Raw genomic sequence first — 17,096 nt, 5'->3', positions numbered from 1 at the left:
AATAGGGCATAAATAGCCTATTATTGTACCGAATTAACAAACATCAAAACGTCTATTTATGCCAGATAGCAGCCCAATCACCAAAAAAGTCAAAAAGTACACTCATTTTATTGGATTAGATGTTTCCAAACATGAGCTTGATTTTGCTGTATTTGAAGAAAAAACATTCCTTTTTCACAAAGAGATTAAAAACGAAAAGCAGACGATCCTCGACTTTATCGGCCGGCTCAAAGAAATCCCTTCTTTTAAACTATCAAAAGCAGTTTTCTGCATGGAAAATACGGGATTTTATGGTAATCACTTCCTGAACATACTTATAAAACTTAAGGCGAATATCATTCAGGAGCACCCTTTAAAAATTAAAAAGTCAATGGGGACATCCCGCGGAAAAGATGATAAGTCCGACGCAATCCGAATTGCTGATTTTGCTTGGAAAAACAGATCCGAATTAAAATTATGGGTTCCCAGAAGGCCGGTCCTGATTGAACTTTCTGATTTGATGGCGTATAGGAACCGTTTATTAGGCGTAGCTGTCATCCTTAAAAACCCAGAAAAGGAGAAACAAGATTATATCAACGCGCCTGCGCACAAAAAAATGGTGGAAATTTACAAAGCCAGCCTAGAGGCTATAACGAAAGATCTGTCCCATCTGGAAGAGAAAATAAAACTATTAATCGCCAAAGACGAACGATTGACAAGGCTACTGGAAATCATTACTTCTGTGCCTTTTATAGGATTTATTACGGCCGTCAATATCATTATTTGCACAAACGAATACCGTGATATAACTAATCCTAAAAAATTTGCTTGTTATGCAGGAATAGCCCCTTTTCCTTATGAATCGGGGACGGTGGTCAGGAGACGCCGGGTTTCTCCTATGGCTAACAAAAAAATGAAAGCGTTATTACATCTCTGCGCAATAGGTGCCGCTACCCGCGACGAGGAGCTGAAAGATTATTTTAAACGAAAAGTATCAGAAGGAAAGCACAAACTGTCTGTATTCAATGCAGTGCGATATAAGTTAGTATTAAGGGTCTTTGCGTGTTTAAAACAGGATCGCCTTTTTATAAAACCTTACCAGCGAGAGGGCATGGCTGCTATAGGTGATACCATACAACTGGAAGGGGCGCAAACCAATCAAGCAACAGGCGAAGTGAATGCTTTTCTTTCATAGGAATCAACTGTCCGGCCCATTATACCCTAAATAAGACCAAATACAGTGGGTGAATTACCCTTTTTTCAAAGCACAGGCTTAAGCCATGAATAGAATTGCCCGCTGTGTTTTTTTAACTATAGTAACTGAAGTACCGCCATAAAACCGTATGTACGTTAAGAATTATCCACTGAAATTGCCTCCACCGCTTTCTGATCAAGACCAGTTCGGAAATCTTTCCTTGCAAAAACTTGATATGGACTCGTTCGATTTCCGATAGTTTTAAAACGCAACCGCATATTTCCTGAACTGAATGGCCGCGGCATTTTTGAAAAACATATAAGCGAAGGAGCGCATTAAATCCACGCGAAAGTTAAGACTTGTCACCAGAATAAATCTCCTTCGCTTACTTATCCTTAAATTCAGGGGTTTTTATTCACTGAATCTTAATTTCAGCAAAACCGCTATTTCTTTTGGATCCAGCAGCAATTTTCAAATAAAAATTACTCCATTTAATCAATAATGCCCTATAATTCACTTATTATCAGTTAGCTTCAAAAACTGCAATAAGGGTTCAACTCAAAGTTGAAGTTTTCCCGCGTATACAAATCCGGTTGCTTTGTATCAACAAACGGCAGCAAACCTGCCCATTAAGGAAAACATAAAGCAATTAGACAATGAACCATCTTCTGCACCCAATCAGCTGACACCAATACCTAACAGCTGCCCTTTTAGCGGCCATCATTTATTACCTCTTGGTGATTCTGCGCTGCTACCGCCCCGAACTGCAAAACCTGCAGCGCCGAATCAGCGGTGACAAACCGGGCGAAGAATTACAAGCCCTGCAATACCAGCCCGACGAAGAAGCCATAAAAGCTGCACCCGTACATGAACGGGAAAAACATCCAAACCAGGAGGCAATTACCGATACGGACATCCTGGCCCTAAAGCTCAAAGCCTGCATTATCAAAGCGGCTGACAAACCCTTTGCACCGGCCATACTGATACCCCAGCTGCAAAAGATCCTACAGGAGAATCAACCTATTGCCGCTTCAGAGCGGCCCGCAATCAACCACGTGATCGTGAACGAATGTGAAAAAACCGGCACCGCCCTGCTGACCGAAGAAGAAGTGAATCAGTGGTGGGAACGTTAGCAGGCCTGCCGCTTCCGTCCCGTGTCCCCTGACCGGGGCCGGGCAACGGAAGAAAACCAATACCATCAACAGTCTTTGCTGACCGAACGTCCCGGCGCTAAGCGCCAAGGGTAATCCGAAAATGGGAAACGGCGGCAGCGAATTTTCAACCCCTCCATCCCGGAAAACCGGGACGGAGCGGGCATGGGAAAGTCATGCCAGAATATTTAACCAAACGATAAGTGAAAATGAAAACGTGCAAGAGAAAAATCGTAGACAAAGCCCTGAAAATAAGCGTGCTGTGGGCGCTGCTATTAACCGAAGCCATGATTGCCAGCGCCCAGGACGGCAACGCCGGCATCCAGCAGGCCAATACCCAGGTCAGAAGCTATTTTGAAAGCGGCACCAACCTAATGTACGCCATCGGTGCCATCGTCGGCCTGATCGGGGCCGTCAAAGTTTATCAGAAATGGAACTCCGGCGACCAGGATACCTCCAAAGTTGCCGCTGCCTGGTTTGGCTCCTGCATCTTCCTCGTGGTTGTGGCAACCATCATTAAATCATTCTTCGGCATCTAAGCACCACCCAAACCCTCCCCGGAAAGGAGGGCTTTAAAAATGTCTTAAACATGAAAACACAATTGATCAAACAGCTCCACCATTACCTGCTGCATAATCACACCGACCTGCTGATCGCCCTACAGGAAGAACACCGGCTGGAGCATTACCTGAAACAAAAGGTGGAATCCGTGAGCGATCTGCTTAACACCTTTCAGGAAGAAAACCGCCCGGCTTATGTCATCGAAGCCCTGTGCCTTGAAGAATTGACCCGTGACCTACGGCCCTCGCGCTTCAACTATATGCGCGAACTGCTGGAAGAAGAATTTGAAACGGACTATCGCCGGATGCTCCAAAGCGGCATCCTGACCTATGAGCTGATCAATCTGATCGGTGCGTGCGAGCCCATTTTCGAGGTCTTCGCCTTCGGTGAAGAAACGGAGGATAAGAGAAGGAAACCATAAATATATTATACTACCTCATTTCTTTAGGCTTCTTCCTTTATTTGTGTTACAAAGTTTACACTATCTTTCAAAATGGCGTATTGCGTAAGGACAGCCTTAAAAGAGACGTCATCGAAATGGTTTTTAAAAAACTCTTTGGGGCTTATCAAAATAATAGCAATGGCTTATTTTCGACAGATTTAACCCAACTTATTGAACTTCGCGAAATCTATAACAATCGTATTGACAGGATCATATACAATGACAAAATCTTTGAGCTTATAGAAGTGATAGTAAAGTCTCCAACATATGATGGAGAAGATACGAAAATGATCTACAAAAACATTTTGTTTGTCAGTTTTGTGCAAGAGGAGAATATTGACAATTATACTGAAATTACAAAATTACTGAATGTTACCGCAATGGTTGCTAAACAATATGCGGACAATCCCAACCTTAATAGTTTTGATAGTACTTATATAACTCAGGATTTTTTATTACAAATGTGTTTGAAACTTATCAAACAGGATGATATTTATTGAACAAATTCCTAAGGATTCTGCAACTTTTTGATACCGATCAAACAACCTACTTTAAAATTCATTTTCACGCTTTTCAGCATTCCCAATATGTCGTGTTGGTTTCAGAGATTAATCGCATAATTAGGCAATATCGCAATGGTACTTTGTCTGCGCGGGATAAAAAGCCCACGATTAACAACCTGATTGCCTATCTGGCATTCTTTAACAGCGGTAACAGGGAGATGAAAAAATTCGCTATTAAATCTACCATGGCTTTGCATCCCCTTATTACAATTAAACTTGCCAAGCGGCCAGAGATGAATTCGCCAGAAATTCAAGCTTTGATACGGCAGATAAAATATCCATAGCTATCAAAGAATACTTTTATGCAAAAAAATTAAGGACAAATCAATCTTAAATAAGGGGATAGCAATGTAAATTAGTCATTCCGGAGATAAAAATTCAGGATCAGATCAGTGCTTAGTTTCCGGCATACCTGACAACATTTGTCTGAACCAGATCAATGAAGGGTGTTCACAATTATTTATTTAAAAAAACCGAATCAGCAAGTTACCATGGTCAACGTGCAGCGGAAAAAGCTGAACTATTTCCCGGACCGTTTTGACCAGTTGCTTTGGAATATCCAATTGCACCGCTTTTTGAGCCTCCTAACAGAAAAAAGCCAGCGTATGAGGATACGCCGGCGATGAACAGCTGTTCCTTGTTCTTTAGACTAGCATGGATCTTTTCGCCAATGATCAGGAATATCCCTGTTTTGCAGATGACGCTCCCGTGCAACATGCACCGGACGGTACCCCTCTTTGCACGCATAGTCCTTTGCCTCGCGTTGGGTGTCAAATTTACCGCCAACGGACGCGCCGTTAACGATGACCACATGGTGGTCGGTAGCCGCATTCTTGTCTGAAGAAATGGGCCTGTGTTCTACATAAGCTGCTGACATAAAATTGATTTTAAAATGTGAACTCAAATATCTTAGTTCCCAGGCGCTGTATTTTCCGGTTTTCCGTAACGGGAGAATAAAAAACTATTTCTCAAATCCGCAAAGTGTCCTTCCCTCCTTCGCTGCATCCGCCAGTTTCATTTTCACGACCTGGTGCGTGCAGCGACTCAAACCCCGGCAATCAGACCGTAAATGATATTTCTTCCCTTTGGCGCCGCTGCAAATGTAAACGGTGTCAGAAGTGTTGTGCGCAAGCGACAAGGCCACAAATAATAATAGCGTTTTCATATAATCGGGATTAAAGATTTTATTCGAAATTAAAAACCCTGTGGTTGCTGTTTTTAGGGAAAACCGTACCTGGTCAAATCATGCCCAGGTCCTTACAGAAACCGATCAGCTGCTGGTTTTTACTAAAGTTCATGGCCTCTCTCATCAGTTTCAACCGTTTCTCCACGCTGCTCAAACGAAAAGGAGGCATACCGTTCAGTTCCAGCCAGTCCGCAATTTCTTTTTGCGAAAACCCTTCGTTAAGCAGCCGGACGATTGCTTTGTCACGATCCGTGAACTCATGCTGGTTTTCTTTCGCGGCAAGCGAGCGGTAATCGCGGGGATAGTAGCGGCGGTTTTCGGAGAGTTGTTCCAGCGCGTTTTTCAGTTCACCTGCATCCCCTCTCGCCTTACGCACAAAACCGTCGATACCCAGATCCTCATACAGGCCGCGGATCATCGCAATTTTACTTTCAGTTGAAAACACCAGCACCTTGAGTTCCGGCTGTAATAGTTTTGCTCCCCGGATGAGTTCCATACCGTCCGGCAATTGTTTTGCGGTGCCTTCCTCTTCAAAATACAAATCGGTAACCAGCAGATCAAATGGTTCATTTTCCGAAAGCGCCTTTTTTAACATGGAAAGGGCGTGGCCGGTATGGTAAATATGCACAGGGCGCGGCAGCTCCAGGCCCTCCAGCGTTAGCCTCAGCGACAAGTTGGCCAGGTCCTGGTCTTCAACAATAAGAATGTGGTTAAACTGCATATCAGTCAGAAATCGGTAATTGAATTAAAACCCGGAGGCCTTTCGCCTCCGCACCTTCAAAATTAACCGTACCCCTCAATGCTTCTATACGGAAAACCGTATTTTGCATGCCCTTTCCGGTGGTCTCTTTCCCATCCAGGCCGATGCCATCATCGCGGTATTCCAAAATCAGGCTGCCATCTTTCATTGAAAAAGCCACATGCGCTTGCGTCGCCTTACTATGTTTGCTCATATTGACCATCAGTTCCTGCAAAACCAGCAGCAATTGTTCCCTTATGCGTAAATCGACCGCTTGCCATAACTCCGTTTTATTGCCTTCCACGGCAAGCCGCAACGACGGGTTTTTAAAAGCATTAAGCATGGCGGCGATCCTTTCCGCGAAATCGACAACCGATTCGGCTTCATCGTGTGCAACGTTCCTGGATATGTTATACATGTTTTCCAGCCGGTCAAGCAAAATCGTACGATCAATCTCCGGCAGGTGTTCCACCTCGCTCATGATCCGGTAAATGCCGTTGGCGACCTTATCATGAACCTTTTGCGACAATTTTAATTTATTTTCCTGTATCTCCTGTTCGGCCTGAAGCTCTAACCGTTGCTTTCGTTTCCTGTACCACCAAATTGTCCAGAGTACCGCCACTCCGGAGAGTACCAATCCGGCTATCAGCTGGTAGCGTCGTTCCGTATTTTTCTTTTGCAGCTGCAGGTTTTCCGTCTTTGCTTTTTCAACATTATACCGGATTACTGCGAACTGGCTTTTTGCCGCGCTGCGCGCAGATTGAAGGCTATCCGCTAAGTGCTGGTATTGTTGAAAATAGCGCCCGGATTGTTTGGGGACAAGCACAATAAGCTTGCGTAATGCATACAATTTGTCGTCGGGGCTATTCAATTTACTGGCAGCACCAAACATTCTTCTGGTGTACCATAGCGCCGAATCCGGCTTGGTGTCCATGTAAAAATCCGCCAGGTGCGCATAGCTGGAGTTTTCGCCCCAAACATCTTTCGCCTGTACCCGGATAGCGAGCGACTGTAAAAGTTCCGGAGCAGCGTTATAGCGGGGGTTTTGCAGCCACTTGGTTATCGCCATGTTCGTCAGTGTACGGGCATATCCGGTACCTGCCTTTCCGGCTATACGGATCGCGGTATCGTAACTTGCCAATGACCGGGTGTAGGACTTGCCATCCTGATAGGCATTGCCCTGGTTATTCAGGAAGTAGGACCTTAGCGCGGGACTATCCGCATACCGGAGTGCGAGCGCGTAATAGCCGAGTGCCTGCCCAGGTTCCTTTAAATTGGCAAACGTCATGCCCAGCTGGTTATAATCCTCCGCCAGGTGACCCCGGTTTTTAGGATCATGTTCATCTATTGATTTTAAGGCCAGGGTCAGGCTTTCCTGGGCTCCGTAGTCATCGCCTGCTTCGGACTGGATAAGGGCCATATTCTGATAGGCCATGGCAACCTGTTCTCCGTTGACAGCATTCGTTGCCGACCGGTTAAAATAGTAAAAAGCGGAGTCTTTATTCTTATTTAAGAAGCCGTAGGCTTTTCGGTAGTCTGCCCATTGATCGGCAGGCCTGGTCGGGGCGGTCTTATGGCATGCCGTAAAAATCAGCAGGGGCAACATCCATATTGGTGATAAATTTCTCAAGGCTCTTGCTGCTAAAGTACAATAAATTACAAAAAAATAAGGCAAGCTTGCACTTGCCTTATTTTAAATTTAGCTGCCGGGCGGCGGCGGCGGTGGTGGCGGTGGCGGATGCCCGTTATCCCCGCCTACAGTATTAGTGGTTATCGTACCATTATCGTCGCCGTTAGAACCGGAATGATGTTGCGCGGGGCAGGCAAAAGCCAGCCATAACGCCAAAAAAACATTTAGCATTTTCAAGATATTTAAAAGGTTAATAAATCCTGCAGGCCCGCCCCGGGACTGTCCCGGGGCATCGCTGCAAACCGCGTAAGAGGCGCCTCTTACCATTTTTTGGGAAGGGAGAGCATTGACAGCGGAAGCAGTTAACCGCTTCCCAAGCCGGGTGGCTACCGCCGCTGCCTTTGCTCGCAGCAATCGTTCGAATCGATTGCCGGAACAAATATGCGGCGGGATAACAGACTTACTACCAATCGATTCCGGTATTTCCATTATTTCCGGCGCGATTCCGGAAATGCGGATGGAATTCCAAAAAATGTTTTAGATTTATCCTTGAAAAATTTAAAAATGTCTGAGTCTGAGTATAAAGAGCTGGTCCTGGCGGAGTATGACAGGCAAATGGAAGACGAGCCATCGCTTTCGGAGCTGTTGACCCCAACGCCGGCCAAAATCAAAGCACTGGTCGTAAAGATTTGCGAGGAAGGTTCGGAACTAAGTACCGGTGACGAAAAGATATTACGCTCTTTTGTCGGTAAAAAGGATAATGCCGCAGCGTACCGAAAGGCTTTCGCAACCGGCAAAGCTGATCCGTTTCGCCCATTGATCAACCTGTTTGACGACAGGTCGATAAAGACCAATATCAGGAACGTCGATTTACTGGCTTTGCTCATCGGCTTTACCCCCCGCCCCTATCACCCGGGGCTGCCAACCACAGGTGCTGCTAATCCGCCCGTCAAACCTCCTCCGACCGAAGTACTGACCGATGAACCTCCCGTAGGCCTGGATTCTGGAGAAGAAACTATAGAAACCGGCGAGGAAGCGGCAAAAGGCATGAGCTATAAATTTTTGTGGATTTTTTCAATTGTCATCATTTTAGGGATGACCTGGTACCTGGTTTCTAAAAAGACGGTAAAACACTGTACCGGTACGGAGGGCTGTATGATCTGGAGCGATGACCATTACGAATGCATCGAATGCAATGACAAGTCCACCTCCGCCTCGCACTATCCGATCAAATACCAACTTATTGATCATTTTAAACGCATCACCCGGCCGGACACGCTTAGCTATCATTCCGTGCGCAAAGTCTGGTACAGTAACTATAATGGCCGGGTGGAATTTTATACCGGCAGCGGCCCCAACCCGCTGGACACCAACTTAAGGGTACTCCCGATGACCACCCATATTTTAGAAAAATACGTACTCCATATCACAAATTGATCTTTACGGTTTTCCGTAAAAATGGCCCCGTAACACAATGTATTTTTGAGACATATTAAAGAAAAATAATATGTCAGTAAAAATCACCTGCATTAAAAAGGATAATGGCAATCATGAAAATCCATATGTTGCTATTAAAAGCATGACCTGGATAAGCGAAGACGATCAAAAAACCGGAACCAGCTCCCGAGAGGAAATGTATGATTTTGTAAAAAAAGGCGGCGAGGCGTATGTAAAGGATTCAGTGGGCAACAAGGCAAAACTTGTGGCCCAGACAACGGATAAAGGCACAAAATATGTGAAGACGGTCGCTGATGATGTTACATCCGATAACCTGCTAAAATTAAAAGAATGCTAATAAGTAGTTGACTGAACCTAAACCTTATCACTCATTATGCAAATCAATCGTTACGACACAACTGGAATCCGGAGCCAAAAGCTTGTTGGCCGCTACCGGCGTGATGACGAACCGGCCAAGGCCGATGCCGGTGTATTGCCTATTGATCCGCCCGCGCATGGCTCTTATGGAAATTTACTATTTGACCCGCGCTGGAAGGCTAAACGAAATGAAATCATTAGCCGCGATAAGGGGTGTTGCGTAATTTGCAACGGGACGGACGAAATCCAGGTGCATCACCGCCAGTACCAATATGTAAAAGCGATGAAGGGATTTAAGGTCCCCTGGGATTATCCGGATCACTTGTTGATCACCTTGTGCAAAAGCTGTCATCAACGAGGCCACAGTAAATTCAAAGTACCCGTCATAATAATTTGAACCTATGTTTAGCTTTTTTAAACGCGCCGGCAATAGCGGTGCACAGACCCCGCCCGTGAACGGGCACCATCCGAACCTAAACCCTGCCCTGCCAGAGGTTGAAGAACGCGTATTTATAGAAACGGGGGCTCCAAAGGAACATGCCCAGGAACCAGCGCAGGTTGATCATCATATCGGCATGCTATACGCGTTTATGGATAAAAATCACGAAGTGAAAGGTTATGACGATGCTTTGCTGAACCCGGATGTCAGTAACCTGAACCAAAACCTGGAGGCACTTCAAAGCGAATTGGTCCGCACCATCAATAAAATAAAAACGTTCTACGAAGATTTTGTCCGGGAAACTGAATTTCACATTACGAGCAGGTCCCGGAGCGGTATGGTGGATATGGTCGAGGAATTGGAGATGAAAAAAAAGATCGCACAGGGGCATATCGACAAGGTAACAGCTATCGAGACTGATACGGCACGCGGGGAAGGCGATTGCAAGGGTATCCTGATCAGTTATACCCGTGGATTTAAAAACGGCCTGGCAGCCATTTCCCACCACCATATTTTATCAAGGAGATTTTAACAATGAAGTACCGGTGGATCAAGTTCGGGTGTTTTCTTACAGGGTATAAATACGAAGTGCTGCAAGGTTGCAGTGAAATTGCACACCGTGCAGTTAAGCGTTACACAGCTGCGCTGATGATTATTTGTATCTTATGGGCATTTATAGGCTATTCCTTTGTCAGCAAATACCTGGCGGCAGAATGGTATTACAGTATTTTGGGAGGAGTTTTATTTGTTCTGATCATTTTGCAGGTAGAACGGCAAATTATTCTTTCTGATTCGCAAAGCAAATTGAAATATGGTGTGCGCGCTTTTATTGCCCTGATCATGGCGGTCATTGGTTCGATCATCATTGACCAGATTATTTTCCGAGAAGACATTAAACACAAGGAATTGTTCGAGTTAAATGCTCAGGTAGCTTCCCTATTGCCAGCCAGAGAAAGGGAACTAAAAGCCCAGTCTGCAGAAACGGATCGTACCATCAATAAAAAAGAAGCGGAACGCAAAGCGCTTGTAGATGAACTGACCAAAAATCCGACGATCAAAATGATTGGTAAGCTGAGTGATGTTATCGCTGTACCTACGGTTACCACTGATACCAATAAAAGGACGACAACTAAAACGAATCTTGTCAGAAAAACGGCAGTAACCATCAATTCAATACCCAATCCGAAAATGTCGATGCTCGCACCAATTGACGCACAAATCAAAGAAATACGGGCAATAAAGGTAGACCAGGAAAATCGGATATTAAAGCTAAGAGACGAAGTGACACAAGAGGCTAAAGCTAACAGCGGGTTTCTGTTTGAACTGCAACTGATGTACCATATCCTGCGGGATTCCGGACCGGCTTTATTTGTTTGGTCGTTGTGGGCCCTGCTCTTGCTGGGCATAGAAATTTTCATCATGATCAACAAAATGACCCATGGCGAAACAGATTATGATGCGACTATACAGCATCACATGGAATTACAGAAACGTAAACTGAAACTGCTGGCGATGCAGGTGCCGGAAGTTAACCGCTGATAGCAATTTGAACAAAGAAGGAACTGCTATTAAAAAACGTGGGGTATCAATGTTTACCTAAAAATAGGGAATATAGCGGGATGAATGGTACTGACGTATGGACATATAGCAGCAAGCGGAAACGTATTCTGCCCAGCGGCTACTTATCATCGAGCAACCCGGAAGCCATAGTAGACGGAACAGCGATTCCGGTATGCCTCCAGACCACATCGGCCTGGCTGTTTATATCTAATGCCCTAAACTGCTGTCTGGTCATATCCAAATATAATGTTTTGTTAGCTTCACGTCCTACTAAGGTTAAAATGGATACCTGCTCTTTAATTATCCACATAGTCCCTGCTACCCCAGGAGCTATTGATTTGATTTATACTTTTGCGCCATGGAAGGCAAACTCGAAGCACACTATCAGAACCGTATATACTATTTTTATATAGTTGACCAAAAGCCTGCCGCAATAACAATTACTATGTATACGACACCTTATACATTTGTGCAGGTTGGTGAACGCTGGGTTAATCACGGTTCCAATAGAATGGAAATGGCAACCGGTTTAATTGCCGCCGTTTTGGTAGCCGCGAATATTGTTTAAGTCGCCTTAGTTGGATGGCTGAATTGGACAAACTTGAAAGCACCCACCAGGCTTAACCAGCCTGGTGGGTGCTTTCGCTCTATTTAGCTATCGTTAGCTTATTTGTTTCAGTAACAACTATCTCTGGTTTGCCTTTATAATCTATCACGGTACCTTCTACGGTAACGGTTTTACCATCTAATTGGGAAGCCAATTGTTTAGCGTCACCTTTTAAAGCAATAGTTAGTAATTGATTCGGATAAGCTGCACCTAAGTTAACAAGCACCATGCTGCCGATATCTTTAACACTATATACTTTGCCACTAACTGAAACATTTCTGCCAACCATGTTTTTCACCTCTGTAAGCATGATCTTCTGAGCAGTTACCGGTGGCGGAGGTAATAACTCAACCTTTGTAATTTTAACCTGTTCATTTGCATATAGCTTGTTTAACTCACCGGCTAATCTTATACCGGCCTGATCAATTTGCAAATGGATGGTTTGAATATACTTCTTGTAATAATCGTCATTAAGCGTTTGCCCTGGCTTGATATCTGCATATAGTTCGCTGCTGATCTGGTAACTCTCCCAAAGCCATTCCATAGGACTATCGGTTTGCCATTTTTTGATCTGCGTTTCGTTGGCCCAATCATATTGTTTTGCAATTTCAGCTTCACTTAATCCTTCATGATCTATAAGCTTGCTATCCCAAAGACTGTGTAGGTTTGTTCCTTTGCCGTCAAATTGAAGCTGGATAGTATTACCGCCTTTATCTTCTTTACGGCTAACGTGCATTGGTTGGTGGGCATCACCTACAAAATGAATAAGGTATTTTAATGCTTCGTTCTTTTGATCAGGAGTTGATGCCTAAAGTTATTAGAAAGGAAAAATTCATTAGCCTTAAAATGACTTGGTCGTACCTATCGTAATTGGCAATTTTCATAACTTCCGACCTGTGGCATTTTTGATAAAGGCTATCGAGCTACTGCCAGCGGTTGTCGTTTTAGTCAGTTACCAAACTGTTTGTTTCTGCACCGGGGAAACATCCTGATACGCCTATAAAAACTATTGCTTCGTTCATTTCTTGCAATGACACTACTGTTGCCAAGCTTGCAATTGCATATTTCGTGTCGCACCAACTCGCGGTACAGTTCCGCTGTTCAAATGTCCCAGAACGCCTATCCTTGTCTTATTTTTGTAACTATTGTGCTCCCAAAATCGATTACAGACTTAATCCCAGAATCCCTACGCCGGGAAGCATAAATAGAGCACTATTTCAAATCACCTACCGTACTATAAATAGTAACCGCGCGGTATAAAAGGTGACTAAAGCAGAGTCTTTTATTTGCTTCCCGAAATCTCTTTTTCACGGCCCATAACTAAGCCTAACCCCAAACTCGTTTCGTTAAACTCCAATTCATTCTCATAAACTTTTAAGTATGAAGCAGCTATATAGTACTTTTCATCTTTAGTTTCTATTTCGAATAAGAAGTTTATATCTGAATTTAAAAATAAACCAACAGAATTGTATTTAATCAGGCCTTTATCTTTTTCTACAAGCTTAATGCGAATCCCCCAGAGAGAAGTAAATAACTGAACATATTTTGTACCAAAAAAAATGATGTCAATATTCTTTTTATTACTGTCATCTTTACTTGATCTTAATAACAGTTGGCCGTGACCTAACACAAAATCAAAAGCTGTAAAATATCTGTCTGATTTAAATATTTCCTTGTTCATAATAGATCATTTAAAATGGAGGCGGTATTAATTTTCCGCCAAAATAAAACATAGTTCTTTGCAATGCTTCTGGGTTGGAATATAATTGAAATAATTCCCAACTTGTGGCCCTACTAACACCTAAACCTTTTGCACCTTCGGTTATAGCCTTCCAGGCATTTATCATATTACCATTGGGACCAGTCAAATTAAAATGGATTTTGTTAGCAGTATAATTTATTGCATTCATAAATTGAGGACCTATTCATTGTTCAACAGCCACGAAACGTGGGTTCCCACTGAAGATTATTTTTTATCAACGAGTAATGAGTTATCATTTAATTGCCTCTAGTTTCAACCTTGCCTCATTTACTCTTATTCTTAATTCACTTTCATTAATATTGATTGGATCGTTAACATCGTATAATTCATTTGGTGTATAATCACTAATATCAAGAAAAAGTGTATAAAGAATTTGTCCTAACTGCTGTTCGAATGAGCCTGACATCCAATAGGAATCTTCTCTCCTTAATTTTATGAAATGTGTCTCAAATTCTTTTACATCAATTTGCATATCACAAAACAAATTAATCAACTTCAAATATTTTTTTAAATTAACTTTATCTAATGCTTCCATTGTTTTACCATAAAAATCCCCTGGTTATTACTGACTGTATTTGCGGAGCTTCTAATAACCAACCGCTTATAAATTTTCCTGATGGTGTAGCTATTACATTCAATCCGGTTTGTGGGTTTAAATAAAAATTAACGAGATTATTACTGTTTCGGTATGCTCCCTGAAATACCTGTGTTCCTATATCATTTATGTGCTGATTAATCGCCGCACTAAAACGTCCAGCTGCTGCTCTACTCCAATTTTCCTCAATTCCAAAATCTCCGGCACGCTTAAACTTTGCCTGCAGTGACTTGGACGTAAAGTTCAAAACACTGCTACTTTCGGGTGTTGAAGAAGTCATTCCCTCAAAGAAATCCGCTAATCTATCACCTCTATCAATCAAAAAGTTTCCCGCCGACTCGCCGCCGACTAATCCGCCGCCAATAACCCCGGTGGTTCCTATGGCCGTATACTTAGCAGTATTTAGCATCGGCGACCAAGACTTTATGCCCTTTTGAAATGCCTCATTCCAGCCCTTCCAAGAGTCAGTAATAGGATTTATATAATCCCAACTGTTTTTCCCAAACTTTACAAAAACCCCATCTCGCCCTATCGTCCACGTTTGACCACTTACATCTTTAGCTCCGGCACCATACTTTTTGGTTATTTCTGCCTGGCTATTCACGGTTTTATCTACAAATGTAGACCCATCACCTAGTTTGACTACATCCTTATTTGATGAGGATGCCGAATAAACAGTTGTTAAATCATCATCGGTAATCCCATGTTCCTCCATATAGCTTTCGGTAGACATCCCGTCAGGGTCAACGAATCTAATTGGATTATTGTCACCATAGTTATAAGGTGACATCCTCCTCGAAGTTTCCGCCAAGGGATCTATCGATGTCCACCTGCCTATAGCGGCATCGTATTGTCTTGCACGATAAACGCAGGCCACAACATAAAACCTTGCGGCAGCGGAGGAAGACTGTGGCTCATTTCAGTAGTTGTAGCAGTCTTCTTTTAGCTTTTGCGGTTAATCTTATTGGAGTTTGATCGTTCACAGAAACATATTACAATTCAAACTCATGAACATGCTGCCAGCAATTTTCATATTATTATCATATAAAATCAAAGCATAATCCGTAGTGAAACAATCAGGAAAAGGAGAATCGAAAGACTTATCAGAGGAAAAGTTCAATAACATCCTTGACTGATAAGTAAGATCATTTTCTTTTTAAATCAAGTTTTTGAATAGGGGCTAATCCTACAAAAACTATTGCCTCGTTCATCGATTTTAGGAGTACAATAATTACAAACTACATTTCGAAGTATTCGTACCTCTTTGACTACATACAATTACAGGCGGCTCCTGATTTAGGGAGGAACGCATATAGCAGTCAGAGATTAGCTTGTTATGCTGAATCAAAAAATATAACTTTATGTGATTCCAAAAATCTCATACCTGTCATATTGCTTTATACATAGCAGTGATGGACATTGGAACAGCGGAACTCTACGGACAACTATGATTGTGATTTAAATATACTAAAATTACCAGCAATAACAAAGCGCCTTATTCTAAAAATTAACTCATCCCCAATAATTATTAATTATTGATATACTTAGATGCGGCATTGACGTAAAACTGAATTATCGTAGAGTCAGGCTCCCTTGTAATCGTTTTTGGGGGACCTATCTTTAGAATGGTTTTTATTGCAATCATCTTCTCCTGATAAACACTAAAACCTTTATACCGTAAATCAGTCGACACTCTTGGGTCATCAGCATTCATTAATAGGTATGGAATAAAATCCATTTTCCCCGACTCCCCGGCTTTACAAGCCCCCTCAATCTGATCATCTAAAGTTTTACTTTGCAACAATGTCTTAATGCCCTCGTCGCTATTCACACATGAAGTGAATAGAGTAGAAACAATTAACAGTTTAACTATCTTTTTCATTTTAATTTCCTCCGTAGTGATTAAATTTTGTTACTAAACTCGGCATTGCATAATATGCTTCATTTAACGCATTGCCAAACTGGGCCGGTTTGGTAAAAGCTGGAGTTATAATTTCTCCAGTTGTTCCGAGGCCATGTATTCTAAGGTAAATACCCTCATTCTGAAGACCAGTTATTATTACGCTTGTACAGTTATTCAAAAATAAACTATAATTACCTGGATTATTCACGACATTTGATAGATAATTTTGTAACGACGAGAATTGTTTGGCCGTAATACTTAGGGTGTATTCCGTGTATCCTTGTTTTAAATATTCCCTGTCGAATGTACTTCTAGAAACAACGCTTGGCGCACCTTTACTCGACATCAAATCCCCTGAACCAAAACCATGACCACTGCTACTTGAAGGATAATACCCAAAGACGTAATTATCATTTAATTGAATAGCACTATGTCCTACGTCTAACAAACCTGAAGCATCAGCCACTAAAATTTTTATTAATACCCCCCCTGATTAGCATTATCCGCTCCATCACTCCCGCTTCCTTCAAACAAAGTTTCGCCATTATCTGCTGCATCGCCCCCGCTTCCTTCAAACGAAGTTTTGCCATTATTCACCATACCGTTCCCGCTTCCTCCAAGCAAAGTTCCGTCAAATACACTGTTAGTCCATTCCTGGAATTGAGCTTGGCTCGCCTCTAAACTTTCCCTAGAGTTACGGACAGCTATCTCTTTTTTTAATCTTTCTGCATCCGCCAGCTTATCATCGCTATACACATCCATCCCATCAGGGTCAATGAATCTTATGGGATTATTCACGCCATAATTGTAAGGCGACATTCTCCGGTACTTCTCCGCCAGCGGGTCCACGCTCGTCCACCTACCAATCACCGGGTCATAGAACCGCGCGCCATAATCTTATGGGCTACCACGATATTTCAAACAAGCCCTGATTTTGTCGCTCAATGCAAGTTTTTTATAAAGAACAAT

Annotated in this window: 21 protein-coding genes and 3 pseudogenes; 12 read left to right on the top strand and 12 right to left on the bottom strand. The window is 42.9% G+C overall.

The window, feature by feature from the left end:
* The first annotated feature begins 58 nt into the window (after positions 1 to 58).
* From QWZ17_RS26315 to QWZ17_RS26290, 6 genes are all read left to right on the top strand, one after another.
* Complete coding sequence (locus QWZ17_RS26315; RefSeq protein ID WP_290308320.1) at positions 59 to 1,174, top strand: IS110 family transposase; 1,116 nt, start codon at positions 59 to 61, stop codon at positions 1,172 to 1,174.
* Between the two features lie 734 nt (positions 1,175 to 1,908).
* On the top strand, positions 1,909 to 2,307 hold the full coding sequence (locus tag QWZ17_RS26310) for a hypothetical protein (protein WP_290308319.1): 399 nt from the start codon (positions 1,909 to 1,911) through the stop codon (positions 2,305 to 2,307).
* A 227-nt stretch (positions 2,308 to 2,534) separates the two neighbouring features.
* A complete protein-coding gene (locus QWZ17_RS26305; protein ID WP_290308318.1) occupies positions 2,535 to 2,864 on the top strand; it encodes a DUF4134 domain-containing protein in 330 nt (109 codons plus the stop codon).
* 50 nt (positions 2,865 to 2,914) lie between these two features.
* A complete protein-coding gene (locus QWZ17_RS26300; protein ID WP_290308317.1) occupies positions 2,915 to 3,307 on the top strand; it encodes a hypothetical protein in 393 nt (130 codons plus the stop codon).
* A gap of 116 nt (positions 3,308 to 3,423) precedes the next feature.
* A complete protein-coding gene (locus QWZ17_RS26295) occupies positions 3,424 to 3,828 on the top strand; it encodes a hypothetical protein (protein ID WP_290308316.1) in 405 nt (134 codons plus the stop codon).
* Entirely contained in the window at positions 3,825 to 4,175 is a 351-nt protein-coding gene (locus tag QWZ17_RS26290; RefSeq protein WP_290308315.1) for a hypothetical protein, read from the top strand. Before QWZ17_RS26295 ends, QWZ17_RS26290 begins: the two co-directional genes overlap by 4 nt.
* Positions 4,176 to 5,129: 954 nt before the next feature.
* On the opposite strand, the gene QWZ17_RS26285 is transcribed toward QWZ17_RS26290, so the two are convergent.
* The 3 genes from QWZ17_RS26285 to QWZ17_RS26275 form a co-directional block, all read right to left on the bottom strand.
* Entirely contained in the window at positions 5,130 to 5,798 is a 669-nt protein-coding gene (locus QWZ17_RS26285) for a helix-turn-helix domain-containing protein (RefSeq protein WP_290308314.1), read from the bottom strand.
* Position 5,799: 1 nt separating this feature from the next.
* Positions 5,800 to 7,446: a tetratricopeptide repeat-containing sensor histidine kinase gene (locus tag QWZ17_RS26280; protein WP_290308313.1), complete on the bottom strand. Its 1,647-nt coding sequence runs from the start codon at positions 7,444 to 7,446 to the stop codon at positions 5,800 to 5,802.
* 69 nt (positions 7,447 to 7,515) lie between these two features.
* The gene (locus QWZ17_RS26275; protein WP_290308312.1) at positions 7,516 to 7,677 is read right to left on the bottom strand and encodes a hypothetical protein; all 162 of its coding nucleotides are present in this window, start codon (positions 7,675 to 7,677) and stop codon (positions 7,516 to 7,518) included.
* 318 nt (positions 7,678 to 7,995) lie between these two features.
* On the opposite strand from QWZ17_RS26275, the gene QWZ17_RS26270 reads away from it, so the two are divergent.
* From QWZ17_RS26270 to QWZ17_RS26245, 6 genes are all read left to right on the top strand, one after another.
* Positions 7,996 to 8,883 carry a hypothetical protein gene (locus tag QWZ17_RS26270; protein WP_290308311.1) on the top strand — a complete coding sequence of 296 codons (888 nt, stop codon included), beginning with the start codon at positions 7,996 to 7,998 and terminating at the stop codon, positions 8,881 to 8,883.
* 70 nt (positions 8,884 to 8,953) lie between these two features.
* The gene (locus tag QWZ17_RS26265; protein ID WP_290308310.1) at positions 8,954 to 9,241 is read left to right on the top strand and encodes a DUF3892 domain-containing protein; all 288 of its coding nucleotides are present in this window, start codon (positions 8,954 to 8,956) and stop codon (positions 9,239 to 9,241) included.
* A 36-nt stretch (positions 9,242 to 9,277) separates the two neighbouring features.
* A complete protein-coding gene (locus tag QWZ17_RS26260; protein WP_290308309.1) occupies positions 9,278 to 9,658 on the top strand; it encodes an HNH endonuclease in 381 nt (126 codons plus the stop codon).
* 4 nt (positions 9,659 to 9,662) lie between these two features.
* Positions 9,663 to 10,232, top strand: a complete 570-nt coding sequence (locus QWZ17_RS26255) for a hypothetical protein (RefSeq protein WP_290308308.1) — start codon at positions 9,663 to 9,665, stop codon at positions 10,230 to 10,232.
* Between the two features lie 2 nt (positions 10,233 to 10,234).
* Positions 10,235 to 11,239: a DUF4407 domain-containing protein gene (locus tag QWZ17_RS26250; RefSeq protein ID WP_290308307.1), complete on the top strand. Its 1,005-nt coding sequence runs from the start codon at positions 10,235 to 10,237 to the stop codon at positions 11,237 to 11,239.
* Between the two features lie 379 nt (positions 11,240 to 11,618).
* Positions 11,619 to 11,828 carry a hypothetical protein gene (locus QWZ17_RS26245; protein WP_290308306.1) on the top strand — a complete coding sequence of 70 codons (210 nt, stop codon included), beginning with the start codon at positions 11,619 to 11,621 and terminating at the stop codon, positions 11,826 to 11,828.
* A 79-nt stretch (positions 11,829 to 11,907) separates the two neighbouring features.
* Here the strand turns inward: QWZ17_RS26245 and QWZ17_RS26240 are convergent.
* The 9 genes and pseudogenes from QWZ17_RS26240 to QWZ17_RS29740 all read right to left on the bottom strand — a co-directional run.
* A pseudogene (locus QWZ17_RS26240) lies at positions 11,908 to 12,657 on the bottom strand (S1/P1 nuclease); the annotation flags it as partial.
* A gap of 492 nt (positions 12,658 to 13,149) precedes the next feature.
* On the bottom strand, positions 13,150 to 13,548 hold the full coding sequence (locus tag QWZ17_RS26235) for a hypothetical protein (protein ID WP_290308305.1): 399 nt from the start codon (positions 13,546 to 13,548) through the stop codon (positions 13,150 to 13,152).
* A 10-nt stretch (positions 13,549 to 13,558) separates the two neighbouring features.
* Entirely contained in the window at positions 13,559 to 13,777 is a 219-nt protein-coding gene (locus QWZ17_RS26230) for a hypothetical protein (protein ID WP_290308304.1), read from the bottom strand.
* 84 nt (positions 13,778 to 13,861) lie between these two features.
* On the bottom strand, positions 13,862 to 14,164 hold the full coding sequence (locus QWZ17_RS26225; protein ID WP_290308303.1) for a colicin immunity domain-containing protein: 303 nt from the start codon (positions 14,162 to 14,164) through the stop codon (positions 13,862 to 13,864).
* Positions 14,165 to 14,168: 4 nt separating this feature from the next.
* Positions 14,169 to 14,957, bottom strand: a complete 789-nt coding sequence (locus tag QWZ17_RS26220) for a colicin D domain-containing protein (RefSeq protein WP_290308363.1) — start codon at positions 14,955 to 14,957, stop codon at positions 14,169 to 14,171.
* 9 nt (positions 14,958 to 14,966) lie between these two features.
* Positions 14,967 to 15,101: pseudogene (locus QWZ17_RS26215) on the bottom strand (RHS repeat-associated core domain-containing protein); the annotation flags it as partial.
* A gap of 651 nt (positions 15,102 to 15,752) precedes the next feature.
* Positions 15,753 to 16,106 carry a hypothetical protein gene (locus QWZ17_RS26210; protein ID WP_290308302.1) on the bottom strand — a complete coding sequence of 118 codons (354 nt, stop codon included), beginning with the start codon at positions 16,104 to 16,106 and terminating at the stop codon, positions 15,753 to 15,755.
* Between the two features lies 1 nt (position 16,107).
* On the bottom strand, positions 16,108 to 16,593 hold the full coding sequence (locus tag QWZ17_RS26205) for a hypothetical protein (RefSeq protein ID WP_290308301.1): 486 nt from the start codon (positions 16,591 to 16,593) through the stop codon (positions 16,108 to 16,110).
* Between the two features lie 293 nt (positions 16,594 to 16,886).
* A pseudogene (locus QWZ17_RS29740) lies at positions 16,887 to 17,024 on the bottom strand (RHS repeat-associated core domain-containing protein); the annotation flags it as partial.
* Positions 17,025 to 17,096 lie beyond the last annotated feature (72 nt).

Origin of the sequence: Mucilaginibacter flavus, from assembly GCF_030409315.1 — a bacterium.
In the GTDB taxonomy this organism is placed as follows: domain Bacteria; phylum Bacteroidota; class Bacteroidia; order Sphingobacteriales; family Sphingobacteriaceae; genus Mucilaginibacter; species Mucilaginibacter flavus.
Note: the sequence above shows the minus strand (reverse complement) of the source record. Positions and strands in the feature narration are given on the sequence as shown.